Genomic DNA, 13,162 nt, shown 5'->3' on the forward strand with positions numbered 1-13,162 from the left:
AAAAGACATATGGTTGAAATCGAACTCGACGGCAAGAAGGTCGAAGTGGCCGAAGGCAGCATGGTCATGCATGCTGCCGACAAGGCCGGCACCTACATTCCGCACTTCTGCTATCACAAGAAGCTCAGCATCGCGGCCAACTGCCGCATGTGCCTGGTCGACGTCGAAAAGGCGCCCAAGCCGATGCCGGCCTGCGCCACGCCCGTCACGCAGGGCATGATCGTTCGCACCAACAGCGAGAAGGCGATCAAGGCCCAGCAGTCGGTCATGGAGTTCCTGCTGATCAACCATCCGCTGGACTGCCCGATCTGCGACCAGGGCGGCGAATGCCAGCTGCAGGACCTGGCCGTGGGCTACGGCGGCTCCTCCTCGCGCTACGAGGAAGAGAAGCGCGTCGTGTTCCACAAGGACGTGGGCCCGCTGATCAGCATGGAAGAGATGAGCCGCTGCATCCACTGCACGCGCTGCGTCCGCTTCGGCCAGGAAGTGGCCGGCGTGATGGAGCTCGGCATGTCGCACCGCGGCGAGCACTCCGAGATCGAGACCTTCCTCGGCGACTCGGTCGACTCCGAGCTCTCGGGCAACATGATCGACATCTGCCCGGTCGGCGCGCTCACGAGCAAGCCCTTCCGCTACAGCGCCCGCACCTGGGAGCTGTCGCGCCGCAAGTCGGTGAGCCCGCACGACTCCACCGGCGCCAACCTGATCGTCCAGGTCAAGAACAACCGCGTGATGCGCGTTGTGCCGCTCGAGAACGAAGACGTCAACGAATGCTGGATCGCCGACCGCGACCGCTTCTCCTACGAAGCGCTCAACGGCACCGAGCGCCTGACGCAGCCCATGCTCAAGCAGGGCGGCCAATGGCAGCAGGTCGATTGGCAGACCGCGCTCGAGTACGTGGCCAACGGCCTCAAGCAGATCAAGGCCGACCATGGCGCGCAGAGCATCGGCACGCTGGTCAGCCCGCACAGCACGCTCGAGGAGCTGCAGCTCGCCGCGCTGCTCACGCGTGAGCTCGGCAGCGACAACATCGACTACCGCCTGCGCAACGCCGAATTCACGGCCTTCGAAGGCATCCGCTGGCTCGGCACCTCGATCGCCTCGCTGACGCAGCTGCAGCGCGCCTTCGTCGTCGGTTCGAACCTGCGCAAGGACCATCCGCTGTTCGCGCAGCGCATCCGCCAGGCCGTGCGCAAGGGCGCCGCGCTCAGCGTGCTGACCTCGAAGCAGCTGATGGCCGACGCCGAAGCCTGGGCCATCCAGCCCGCGCAGGCCGCCATCGTCGATGCCGGCCAATGGATCGAAGTGCTGGCCGCGATCGCGACCGTGGTGGGCAAGTCCACTGGCGCCGCCGCGCCGCTGGCACCCGCCAACGAGCCCGACGCCACCGCGCAGGCCATCGCCGCGTCGTTGCTGAGCGGCGAGCGCAAGGCCATCCTGCTGGGCAATGCCGCCGCGCACCACGCGCAGGCCGGCAGCCTGCTCGCGCTGGCCAACTGGATCGGCGCGCAGACCGGCGCCAGCGTCGGCTACCTGACCGAAGCCGCCAACACCGTGGGCGCGCAGCTCGTGGGCGCGTTCCCGAAGAACGGCGGCCTCCACGCCGGCCAGATGCTCGCCGCCGGCTCCGGCCTCAAGGCCGTGCTGCTGCTGAACACCGAGCCGGTGTTCGACTCGGCCGCCGGCGCCGCCGCTGCCGACACCATCGGCAACGCGCAGATGGTCGTCACGCTGAGCCCGTTCAAGGCCAACCTCGAATTCAGCGACGTGCTGCTGCCGATCGCGCCGTTCACCGAAACGCCCGGCAGCTTCGTCAATGCCGAAGGCCGCCTGCAGAGCTTCCACGCCGTGGTGAAGCCGCAGGGCGAAGCCCGTCCGGCCTGGAAGGTGCTGCGCGTGCTCGCCAACCTGCTGGGCCTGCAAGGCTTCGCATTCGAATCGACCGCCGACGTGCTGCGCACGGTGGGCGACAACGGCGCGCTGCCGGCCGATGCGCTGCGCAACGCCACCGGCGCTGCCGCCGTGGCCGCCAACGGCGCGGCCGCGCCTGTGGTCGCGAGCATCTACCAGCTCGATTCGATCGTGCGCCGCGCGCCGTCGCTGCAACTGACCGCCGACGCGCGCAACGCGGGCCACGGCATCGGTGCCGCGCCCTCCAGCGCCCAGGCCGAGGAGGTGTCGGCATGATCGACGCCATTCACGGCTTCGGCCAGGGTCTCGTCGCCGCCGGCTGGTGGACTGCGGTGGTCTGGCCCGTCATCTGGACGCTGATCAAGATCATCGTCGTGGTCATCCCGCTGATGCTGGCGGTGGCCTACCTCACGCTGTGGGAACGCAAGGCCATCGGCTTCACGCAGATCCGCGTGGGCCCGAACCGCATCGGGCCGCTGGGCCTGCTGCAGCCGATCGCCGACGCGCTCAAGCTGATGACCAAGGAAATCATCCTTCCGACGGTCGCCAACAAGGGCCTGTTCCTGCTCGGCCCGATCATGACCATCATGCCGGCGCTCGCCGCCTGGGCCGTGATCCCCTTCGGTCCCGACGTCGCGCTCGCCAACATCAACGCCGGCCTGCTGTTCGTGATGGCCATCACCTCGCTCGAGGTCTACGGCGTGATCATCGCGGGCTGGGCCTCGAACTCGAAGTACGCCTTCCTGGGCGCGCTTCGCGCATCGGCCCAGATGGTGAGCTACGAAATCGCGATGGGCTTCTGCTTCGTCGTGGTGCTGATGGTCACCGGCAGCCTGAACATGAGCGAGATCGTCAACGTGCAGGGCAAGGGCATGTTCGCCAACCTCGGCGTCGGCTTCCTGTCGTGGAACTGGCTGCCGCTGCTGCCGATCTTCGTCGTCTACTTCATCTCGGGCCTGGCCGAGACCAACCGCCACCCCTTCGACGTGGTGGAAGGCGAATCGGAAATCGTCGCGGGTCACATGATCGAGTACTCGGGCATGAGCTTCGCGATGTTCTTCCTGGCCGAGTACGCGAACATGTGGCTGGTCTCGATCCTGACCGTCATCCTGTTCCTCGGCGGCTGGCTGCCCCCGTTCGAGTTCCTGAGCTTCATCCCGGGCTGGATCTGGCTCGGCGCCAAGACCTTCTGCGTGGTCACCATGTTCCTGTGGGTGCGCTCGACGTTCCCGCGCTTCCGCTATGACCAGATCATGCGTCTGGGCTGGAAGATCTTCATTCCCGTCACCCTCGTGTGGCTGGTCGTGGTCGGTGGCTGGATGCAGACGCCGTTCAACATCTGGAAATAACTGGAAGCGCCAACACCATGTCTGCGCACACCGCAACCCCGTCCGCGCCGTTCTCGCTCAAGGACTTCCTCGGCAGCTTCATGCTGTTCGAGCTGTTCAAGGGCCTGGCCATCACGGGCAAGTACGCCTTCAGCCGCAAGATCACGGTGCAGTTCCCCGAAGAGAAGACGCCGCTGTCGCCGCGCTTCCGCGGCCTGCACGCGCTGCGCCGCTACGAGAACGGCGAGGAACGCTGCATCGCCTGCAAGCTCTGCGAGGCCGTGTGCCCCGCGCTCGCGATCACCATCGAATCGGATGTGCGCGACGACGGCTCGCGCCGCACCACGCGCTACGACATCGACCTGACCAAGTGCATCTTCTGCGGCTTCTGCGAAGAGAGCTGCCCGGTCGACTCGATCGTGGAGACCCACATCTTCGAATACCACGGCGAAAAGCGCGGCGACCTGTACTTCACCAAGGACATGCTGCTGGCCGTTGGCGACCGCTACGAAACAGAAATTGCGGCGAACAAGGCGGCTGACGCCAAGTACCGCTGATCCGGCCTGGCCTGAACCCCTACGAATTCGAACTCATGGACGTCAAGACCGGTCTGTTCTATCTGTTTGCCGCGGTGCTGCTGTTCGCATCGTTCCGCGTCATCACCGCCCGCAATCCCGTGTACGCGGCGCTGTACCTCGTGCTGGCCTTCTTCCAGGCGTCGGCCATCTGGCTGCTTCTGCGCGCCGAATTCCTCGCGATCTCGCTCGTGCTGGTCTACGTGGGCGCGGTGATGGTGCTGTTCCTGTTCGTCGTGATGATGCTGGACATCAACGTCGACAGCCTGCGCCAGGGCTTCTGGAAGCACTTCCCGCTGGCGGCGGCCGTCGGCGCGCTGATCGCGCTCGAGATGGCGGCCGTGCTGATGGGCGGCTTCCGCCTCGGCGAGGCGCCGCGCGCGGTGGCCGCGGCCAACAGCTCCAACACGCTCGAGCTGGGCAAGCTGCTGTATTCCGAATACCTCTATCCGCTCGAGATCGCGGCGGTCATCCTGCTGGTGGCCATCATCGCCGCCATCGCCCTGACCCTGCGCACGCGCAAGGACAGCAAGTACGTCGACCCGGCCGACCAGGTGCGCGTGAAGGCGCGCGACCGCGTGCGCGTGGTGCAGATGCCGGTGACCCGCGCTGCGGAACCCGTGGTGGAAGCCCCGGCCGAAGCGGCGCCGACGGCAGCAAAGGAGAACAAGGCATGACGCTCACCCTCGGACACTTCCTCTCGCTGGGCGCGATGCTGTTCGCGCTGTCGGTGATCGGCATCTTCCTGAACCGCAAGAACCTGATCGTGCTGCTGATGGCCATCGAGCTGATGCTGCTCGCGGTCAACATGAACTTCGTCGCCTTCTCGCACTTCCTGGGCGACATGCACGGCCAGATCTTCGTGTTCTTCATCCTGACGGTGGCCGCGGCCGAGTCGGCCATCGGCCTCGCGCTGCTGGTGCTGCTGTTCCGCAACAAGTCGAACATCAACGTCGACGAACTCAACTCGCTCAAGGGCTGATCCCAAGGCTGACACCAGAATGAGCGCAACCCTTTCCGCATCCACGCTGCTGGCCGTTCCCATGGCCCCCCTGGTCGGGGCGGCCCTGGCCGGCATCTTCGGCACCAAGTTCGGCGGCAACCACATCGGCCGCAAGATCACGCACTCGCTGACCATCCTCGGCGTGTTCGTCGCCTTCGTCATCTCGGCGCTGACGCTCAAGTCGGTCATCGTCGACGGCGCCCGCTTCAACCAGACCCTCTACGAGTGGATGGTCGTCGGCGGCCTCAAGATGGAAGTCGGCTTCATGGTCGACGGCCTCACCGCGATGATGATGTGCGTCGTGACCTTCGTGTCGCTGATGGTCCACATCTACACCATCGGCTACATGGAAGAAGACGAGGGCTACAACCGCTTCTTCGCGTACATATCGCTCTTCACCTTCTCCATGCTGATGCTCGTGATGAGCAACAACATGCTGCAGCTGTTCTTCGGCTGGGAAGCGGTGGGCCTGGTGTCGTACCTGCTGATCGGCTTCTGGTTCAACAAGCCGACCGCGATCTTCGCGAACATGAAGGCCTTCCTGGTCAACCGCGTGGGCGACTTCGGCTTCATCCTCGGCATCGGCCTGATCGCGGCCTACGCGGGCACGCTCAACTACACCGAAGCCTTCGCCAAGGCCGGCACGCTCGGCGGCATCACCTTCCCGGGCACCGACTGGATGCTGATCACCGTGATCTGCATCTGCCTGTTCATCGGCGCGATGGGCAAGAGCGCGCAGTTCCCGCTGCACGTGTGGCTGCCCGACTCGATGGAAGGCCCGACCCCGATCTCGGCGCTGATCCACGCGGCGACCATGGTGACGGCCGGCATCTTCATGGTGGCGCGCATGTCGCCGCTGTTCGAACTGAGCGACACGGCCCTGAGCTTCATCCTCGTGATCGGCGCCATCACCGCGCTGTTCATGGGCTTCCTGGGCATCATCCAGAACGACATCAAGCGCGTGGTGGCGTACTCCACGCTGTCGCAGCTCGGCTACATGACGGTGGCGCTCGGCGCCTCGGCCTACTCGGTCGCGGTGTTCCACCTGATGACCCACGCCTTCTTCAAGGCGCTGCTGTTCCTCGGTGCCGGCTCGGTGATCATCGGCATGCACCACAACCAGGACATCCGCTGGATGGGCGGCGTGCGCAAGTACATGCCGATCACCTGGATCACCTCGCTGCTGGGCTCGCTGGCGCTGATCGGCACGCCGCTGTTCTCGGGCTTCTACTCGAAGGACAGCATCATCGAGGCGGTGAAGGAAAGCCACCTGTGGGGCGCGAACTTCGCCTACTACGCGGTGCTGATCGGCGTGTTCGTCACGGCCTTCTATTCGTTCCCGCATGTACTTCCTGGTCTTCCACGGCAAGGAACGCTACGACCAGAACCCCGATGCGCACCACGACGACCATCACGCGCACGACGACCACGGCCATGGCCACGGTCACGACGACCACAAGCCGCACGAGTCGCCGTGGGTGGTGTGGCTGCCGCTGGTGCTGCTCGCGATCCCCTCGGTGGTCATCGGCTTCCTGACGATCCACCCGATGCTCTACGGCGAATTCTTCAAGGACGCGATCTTCGTCGACGCGACGAAGCACCACGCCATGAAGGAGCTCGAGGAAGCCTTCCACGGTGCGGGCGCGATGGCCATCCACGGCCTGCAGACCATGCCGTTCTGGCTCGCGCTCGCGGGCGTGGCGCTGTCCTACTACATGTACATGATCAACCCGGCGCTGCCGGCCGCCATCAAGCGCGCCTTCGGCCCCGTGTACCGCCTGCTCGAGAACAAGTACTACCTCGACTGGATCAACGAGAACATCATCGCGCGCGGTGCCCGCGCCCTTGGCATGGGCCTGTGGAAGGGCGGCGATCAGGCACTGATCGACGGCGCGGTCGTCAATGGCTCCTGGAAGCTGGTCGGCCGCATCTCGGGCGTGGTCCGCTGGCTGCAGTCGGGCTACATCTACCACTACGCCTTCGCGATGCTGCTCGGGATCTTCGTCCTGATGACGTACTTCGTCTGGTTCAAACGCTAAGCCGCAAAGCGCTGGAGTAAAAGAAAAATGGGTTTGTTGAGCCTTGCCATCTGGGTGCCGATCGCATTCGGTGCCGTGCTGCTGGCGTTCGGTCGCGACGAGCACGCCAAGGGCGTGCGCTGGGTGGCGCTCGTCGGGTCGATCGTGAGCTTCCTGGTCACGTTGCCTCTGATCACGCGTTTCCAGAACGGCAGCGCCGCGATGCAGTTCGTGGAGAAGGCGCCCTGGATCGAGCGCTTCAACATCAACTACAACCTGGGCGTCGACGGCCTGTCGGTGTGGTTCGTGCTGCTGACCGCCTTCATCACCATCATCGTGGTGATCTCGGCCTGGGAAGTGATCACCGAGCGCGTGAACCAGTACATGGGCGCGTTCCTGATCCTGTCGGGCCTGATGATCGGCGTGTTCTCGGCCATCGACGGCCTGCTGTTCTACGTCTTCTTCGAAGCCACGCTGATCCCGATGTACCTGATCATCGGCATCTGGGGCGGTCCGAACAAGATCTACGCGGCGTTCAAGTTCTTCCTCTACACGCTGCTCGGCTCGCTCTTGATGCTGGTGGCGCTGATCTACCTGTACAACACCTCGGGCGGCAGCTTCGACATCCTCACCTGGCACAAGCTGCCGCTGAGCGGCCATGCCCAGACGCTGCTGTTCTTCGCCTTCTTCGCGGCCTTCGCGGTGAAGGTGCCGATGTGGCCGGTCCACACCTGGCTGCCCGACGTGCACGTCGAGGCCCCGACCGGCGGCTCCGCCGTGCTGGCCGCGATCATGCTGAAGCTCGGTGCCTACGGCTTCCTGCGCTTCTCGATGCCGATCGCGCCCGATGCCGCGCACGAATGGGCCTGGCTCATGATCGCGCTGTCGCTGATCGCCGTGATCTACGTCGGCCTGGTCGCGATGGTGCAGCAGGACATGAAGAAGCTCGTGGCCTATTCGTCGGTCGCCCACATGGGCTTCGTGACGCTCGGCTTCTTCATCTTCAACGAACTCGGCGTGGCCGGCGGCATCGTGCAGATGATCGCCCACGGCTTCGTGTCGGGCGCCATGTTCCTCGGCATCGGCGTGCTCTACGACCGCGTGCATTCGCGCCAGATCGCCGACTACGGCGGCGTGGTCAACACCATGCCCAAGTTCGCCGCCTTCATGCTGCTGTTCGCGATGGCCAACTGCGGCCTGCCGGGCACCGCCGGTTTCGTCGGCGAGTGGATGGTGATCCTGGGCGCGGTCAAGGCCAACTTCTGGATCGGCCTGGCCTCGGCCACCGCGCTGATCTTCGGCGCCGCCTACACCCTGTGGATGTACAAGCGCGTCTACCTCGGCCCGGTCGGCAACGACCACGTGAAGGAACTCAGCGACATCAATGCGCGCGAATTCCTGATGCTGGCGCTGCTGGCGATCGCGGTGCTGTGGATGGGCCTGTTCCCCAAGCCCTTCACCGACGTGATGGACGCCTCCGTGACCCAGCTGCTGCGTCATGTGGCGGTGTCGAAGATCCCCTCCTGATGGCTGGCTGAAGAAGAGAACGAGATGATTGACAAACTCAGCTGGGTCACGATCTACCCTGAAATCGTGTTGCTGGTCATGGCCTGCATCATCGCGCTGGTCGACCTGTCGGACACCAGCGCGCGCCGCACCCGCACCTACGTCCTGACCCTGATCACGCTGGCCGTGGTGGCCGCGATGACCGGCATGGCCGCGAGCGAAGGCAAGGCCGTCTACGGCTTCGGCAACATGGTCGTGAGCGACCCGATGGGCAACTGGCTCAAGTGCTTCGCCTCGCTGGCGCTGATGGTCACGCTGGTCTACGGCCGTCCCTACGCGGCCGACCGCGACATGCTGCGCGGCGGCGAGATGTTCACGCTGGGCATGTTCGCGCTGCTGGGCATGTTCGTGATGATCTCGGGCAGCAACTTCCTGCTGATCTACCTCGGCCTCGAACTGCTGACGCTCTCGAGCTACGCGCTGGTGGCGCTGCGCCGCGACAACGCGGTCGCCAGCGAAGCCGCCATGAAGTACTTCGTGCTCGGCGCGATGGCCAGCGGCTTCCTGCTCTACGGCCTGTCGATGATGTACGGCGCCACCGGTTCGCTCGACGTGAACGAGGTGTTCAAGGCCATCGCGAGCGGCAAGGTCAACCACCAGGTGCTGGTGTTCGGCCTCGTTTTCATCGTGGCCGGCCTGGCGTTCAAGGTCGGTGCCGCCCCGTTCCACATGTGGGTGCCCGACGTCTACCAGGGCGCCCCCCACGGCGATCACGCTGATGATCGGCGCCGCACCCGAACTCGCGGCCTTCGCGATCATCATCCGCCTGCTGGTCGAAGGCCTGCTGCCGCTGGCGATCGACTGGCAGCAGATGCTCGCGCTGCTGGCCATCGCCTCGCTGCTGGTCGGCAACCTGGCCGCCATCGCGCAGACCAACCTCAAGCGCATGCTGGCCTACTCGACCATCTCGCAGATGGGCTTCGTGCTGCTCGGCCTGGTGGCGGGCGTGGTCAACGGCAACACCTACAACGCCCAGTTCGCCTACAGCGCCTCGATGTTCTACATCGTGACCTATGTGCTGACGACGCTGGCGAGCTTCGGCACCATCCTGCTCTTGGCGCGCGAAGGCTTCGAGAGCGAGGAGATCACCGACCTGGCCGGCCTCAACCAGCGCAGCCCGCTGTATGCCGGCGTGATGGCGATCACCATGTTCTCGCTCGCGGGCATCCCGCCGCTGGTCGGCTTCTACGCCAAGCTGGCGGTGCTGCAGGCGCTGATCGCCTCGGGCCAGGCCATCTACATCGGCCTGGCCGTGTTCGCGGTGCTGATGTCGCTGGTCGGCGCCTTCTACTACCTGCGCGTGGTCAAGGTGATGTACTTCGACGCACCGGTCACGGCCAGCACCGTGTCGGCGCCGCGCGACGTGCGCACCGTGCTCACGATCAACGGCGCGCTGATCCTGATCCTCGGCATCGTGCCGGGCGGCCTGATGACGCTGTGCGCCAAGGCCATCGTCGCCACGCTGGCGAACTGACGCGCCGCGCGCCAGGGCCCGCACAAGGTGTCGCAGACGGCTTCGGTCTGGGTGGTGTTGCTGCTGGCCCTGCTGGCCGCCAACCTGCCGTTCGTCAACGACCGGCTGTTCGGCGCCGTGGCGATCGGCGCGCGCAAGACGCTGGCCATGCGCTTCGGTGAGCTGGTGGTGCTGTACTTCATCGCCGGCGGGATCGGCCTGCTGTTCGAGCGCAGGGCAGGGCAGATCGCCACGCAGGGCTGGGAGTTCTATGCGGTGACCGGCGCGCTGTTCATCGTGCTGGCCTTCCCGGGCTTCACCTGGCGCTACCTGATGAAGCACCGGCACTGAGCTCGCCATCCACCCGACCACGGAGCGCACCATGACGTCCACCAGCACCCCCGGCGATTCGCACCTCAGGGAAGAACTGACCTCGCGCGAATCGCTCGCCAAGGGCAACTTCCTCGAAGTCCGCCGCGACACCGTGAAGCTGCCCGACGGCCACAGCGCCACGCGCGAGTACGTCGTGCATCCGGGCGCCGTGGTGGTGATTCCGCTGCTCGACGACGGCCGCGTGGTGCTCGAGCGCCAGTTCCGCTACCCGGTGGGCCAGGTGATGATCGAGTTCCCCGCGGGCAAGCTCGACGCGGGCGAGGATCCGCTGGTCTGTGGCCAGCGCGAACTGCTCGAGGAAACCGGCTACCGCGCAAGCGAGTGGGCGCGGGCCGGCGCGATGCACCTGGCCGTGGGCTATTCGACCGAGGTCATCCACATCTACTTCGCGCGCGGCCTCTCGCTCGGCGAGCGGCAGCTCGACCACGGCGAATTCCTCGACGTTTTCACCGCCACGCCCGAAGAGCTTCTAGGCTGGTGCCGCGACGGCTCGGTCACCGACGCCAAGACCCTGGCCTGCGCGCTGTGGCTGCAGAACACGGGCTCGGGCGCATGGGCCCTCGACTGGCAGGGCGACTCGGCCCGGGGATAATCGCGCGCATGAAGGTCCTCGATCTCCAATGCGCGCACGGCCACGGCTTCGAAGGCTGGTTCGGGTCCAATGAGGACTTCGAGAGCCAGCTCGCGCGCGGACTGGTCGAGTGCCCGGTCTGCGCCAATACTGCGATCGTCAAGCTGCTGAGCGCGCCGCGCCTGAACCTCGGCAACGCGAAGGCGCCCGAGGCGGAGCGTTCGAACGCCGCGGCGCCCGCATCGGCGCCCGCCCACCTGCCGGCCGAGATGTCGCCCGAGGCGCGCTGGATGCGCGCCGTGCGCGAGGTGCTGGCCAAGACCGAGGACGTCGGCGACCGCTTCGCCGACGAGGCCCGCCGCATGCACTACGGCGAGACCAAGGAGCGCGGCATCCGCGGCCAGGCCACGCCCGAGCAGACCGAGGCGCTGCTCGACGAGGGGATCGCGGTGATGCCGCTGCCGATCCCGGCGGGGCTCAAGGAAACCCTGCAATAAAAAGGAGAGCCGAGGCTCTCCTTTTTGCTTTCCGGGGCCCGGGTCCCGAGCGGTGCTGGTCAGCTCGTGAACTGCAACGCCGCCAGCCGCGCGTAGACCCCGCCCTGCGCCACCAGCGCCGCATGCGTGCCCTGTTCGACGATGCCGCCATGGTCGAGCACCACGATGCGGTCGGCCTTCTGCACCGTGGCCAGCCGGTGCGCGATCACCAGCGTCGTGCGGCCTTCCATCGCCGATTCGAGCGCGGCCTGCACCATGCGTTCGCTCTCGGCATCGAGCGCGCTCGTGGCCTCGTCGAGCAGCAACAGCGGCGGGTTCTTGAGCATGGCGCGCGCGATCGCGATGCGCTGGCGCTGGCCGCCCGACAGGCGCACGCCGCGCTCGCCGAGGAAGGTGTCGTAGCCCTGCGGCAGCGCCTGCAGGAAGTCGTGCGCGAAGGCGGCACGGGCGGCCGCATGCACCTCCTCGACGCTGGCCTCGGGCCGGCCGTAGCGGATGTTCTCCAGCGCGCTGGTCGAGAAGATCACCGCATCTTGTGGCACCAGGCCGATGCGCGTGCGCAGGTCGTGCAGCGCCAGCGAGGCCAGCGGCGCGTCGTCGAGCAGCAGCTGGCCCGACTGCGGGTCGTAGTAGCGCAGCAGCAGCTGGAACACGGTGCTCTTGCCGGCGCCGCTCGAGCCGACCAGCGCCACCGTCTCGCCGGGCGTCACGGCCAGCGAGAAGTCGCGCAGCGCCGGCGTGCCGGGCCGCGAGGGGTAGTGGAAGGTGATCCGGTCGAACACGATCGCGCTGCCCGCGGCGGGCACGGGCGAGCGCACCGGCGCGGCGGGCGAGACGATGGCCGCGGGCGCATGCAGCAGCTCCATCAGGCGCTCGGTCGCGCCGGCGGCGCGCAGCAGGTCGCCGTAGACCTCGCCGAGCACCGCGGTGGCGCTCGCGAGGATCGCCACGTAGACCACGGTCTGGCCCAGGTGGCCGGCCGTGATGTCGCCGCGCAGCACCGCCTGCGTGCCCTGGTACAGGCCCCACAGCAGCGCCGCCGAGGTCGCGATGATGATGAAGGCGACCAGCACCGAGCGTGCCTTGGTGCGGCGCACGGCGGTGCGGAACGCGCTCTCGGTCGAGCCCTCGAAGCGGCCGGCCTCGCGGTCCTCGGCCGTGTAGCTCTGCACCACGGGGATCGCGTTGAGCACCTCGGCCGCGATCGCGCTCGAGTCGGCCACGCGGTCCTGGCTGGCGCGCGACAGCCGGCGCACGCGGCGGCCGAACCACATGCTCGGCAGCACCACCACCACCAGCAGGCCGAGCACCTGCACCATCACGTAGGGATTGGTCCAGATCAGCATCGCGAGCGCGCCCACGCCCATCACCGCGTTGCGCAGGCCCATGCTCAGCGAGGAGCCGACCACCGTCTGCACCAGCGTCGTGTCGGCCGTGAGGCGCGACAGCACCTCGCCGGTCTGGGTGGTCTCGAAGAACACCGGGCTCTGGCGCAGCACCCGGCTGTAGACCGCGTTGCGCAGGTCGGCCGTGACGCGCTCGCCGAGCCAGCTCACCGTGTAGAAGCGCGCCGCCGAGAACAGCCCGAGCGCGACCGCGACCGCGAACAGGGCGCCGAAATGCTCGCGCAGCGCCATCGTCTGGGCGCCCTTGTCGGGGTTGACCAGGCCGCCGTCGATCAGGCTGCGCAGGGCCAGGGGGAACACCAGCGTCGTGACCGCCGCCATGACCAGGAACACGGCGGCCAGCGTGATCTGCACACGGTAGGGACGAAGAAAAGGGCCCAGACCCGACAGCGATCGGGGCGAGCCCTTGGCCGTGGAGGCCGGCGAGGGGGAGGAAGCCAT

General features: G+C 66.6%; 10 protein-coding genes and 2 pseudogenes. 11 read left to right on the plus strand and 1 reads right to left on the minus strand.

Going from position 1 to position 13,162, the window contains the following annotated elements; translation table 11 throughout:
• Nucleotides 1-9 precede the first annotated feature (9 nt).
• The 11 genes and pseudogenes from nuoG (at nucleotide 10) to ACHMXE_RS22215 (ending at nucleotide 11,315) form a co-directional block, all read left to right on the plus strand.
• The gene (gene nuoG / locus ACHMXE_RS22165; protein ID WP_395351294.1) at nucleotides 10-2,187 is read left to right on the plus strand and encodes an NADH-quinone oxidoreductase subunit NuoG; all 2,178 of its coding nucleotides are present in this window, start codon (nucleotides 10-12) and stop codon (nucleotides 2,185-2,187) included.
• On the plus strand, nucleotides 2,184-3,260 hold the full coding sequence (gene nuoH, locus ACHMXE_RS22170) for an NADH-quinone oxidoreductase subunit NuoH (RefSeq protein WP_203201908.1): 1,077 nt from the start codon (nucleotides 2,184-2,186) through the stop codon (nucleotides 3,258-3,260). Before nuoG ends, nuoH begins: the two co-directional genes overlap by 4 nt.
• Before the next feature lie 17 nt (nucleotides 3,261-3,277).
• On the plus strand, nucleotides 3,278-3,796 hold the full coding sequence (gene nuoI, locus ACHMXE_RS22175) for an NADH-quinone oxidoreductase subunit NuoI (protein ID WP_057592171.1): 519 nt from the start codon (nucleotides 3,278-3,280) through the stop codon (nucleotides 3,794-3,796).
• 35 nt (nucleotides 3,797-3,831) lie between these two features.
• Entirely contained in the window at nucleotides 3,832-4,491 is a 660-nt protein-coding gene (locus ACHMXE_RS22180) for an NADH-quinone oxidoreductase subunit J (protein ID WP_203201907.1), read from the plus strand.
• Complete coding sequence (gene nuoK, locus ACHMXE_RS22185; RefSeq protein WP_019653383.1) at nucleotides 4,488-4,796, plus strand: NADH-quinone oxidoreductase subunit NuoK; 309 nt, start codon at nucleotides 4,488-4,490, stop codon at nucleotides 4,794-4,796. Before ACHMXE_RS22180 ends, nuoK begins: the two co-directional genes overlap by 4 nt.
• A 19-nt stretch (nucleotides 4,797-4,815) precedes the next feature.
• Nucleotides 4,816-6,856, plus strand: a pseudogene (gene nuoL, locus ACHMXE_RS22190) (NADH-quinone oxidoreductase subunit L).
• 27 nt (nucleotides 6,857-6,883) lie between these two features.
• Entirely contained in the window at nucleotides 6,884-8,362 is a 1,479-nt protein-coding gene (locus ACHMXE_RS22195; protein ID WP_209543418.1) for an NADH-quinone oxidoreductase subunit M, read from the plus strand.
• Nucleotides 8,363-8,386: 24 nt separating this feature from the next.
• Nucleotides 8,387-9,875, plus strand: a pseudogene (nuoN, locus tag ACHMXE_RS22200) (NADH-quinone oxidoreductase subunit NuoN).
• A gap of 27 nt (nucleotides 9,876-9,902) precedes the next feature.
• Complete coding sequence (locus tag ACHMXE_RS22205; RefSeq protein WP_395351298.1) at nucleotides 9,903-10,205, plus strand: DUF2818 family protein; 303 nt, start codon at nucleotides 9,903-9,905, stop codon at nucleotides 10,203-10,205.
• A gap of 31 nt (nucleotides 10,206-10,236) precedes the next feature.
• Nucleotides 10,237-10,839 (plus strand): NUDIX domain-containing protein, encoded by a 603-nt coding sequence (locus ACHMXE_RS22210; protein ID WP_395351301.1) that lies wholly within the window; start codon nucleotides 10,237-10,239, stop codon nucleotides 10,837-10,839.
• A gap of 8 nt (nucleotides 10,840-10,847) precedes the next feature.
• On the plus strand, nucleotides 10,848-11,315 hold the full coding sequence (locus tag ACHMXE_RS22215; protein ID WP_209543415.1) for a DUF1178 family protein: 468 nt from the start codon (nucleotides 10,848-10,850) through the stop codon (nucleotides 11,313-11,315).
• Nucleotides 11,316-11,374: 59 nt separating this feature from the next.
• On the opposite strand, the gene ACHMXE_RS22220 is transcribed toward ACHMXE_RS22215, so the two are convergent.
• Complete coding sequence (locus tag ACHMXE_RS22220; RefSeq protein ID WP_203201900.1) at nucleotides 11,375-13,162, minus strand: ABC transporter transmembrane domain-containing protein; 1,788 nt, start codon at nucleotides 13,160-13,162, stop codon at nucleotides 11,375-11,377.

This window comes from Variovorax sp. UC122_21, from assembly GCF_044056785.1.
GTDB lineage: Bacteria > Pseudomonadota > Gammaproteobacteria > Burkholderiales > Burkholderiaceae_C > Variovorax.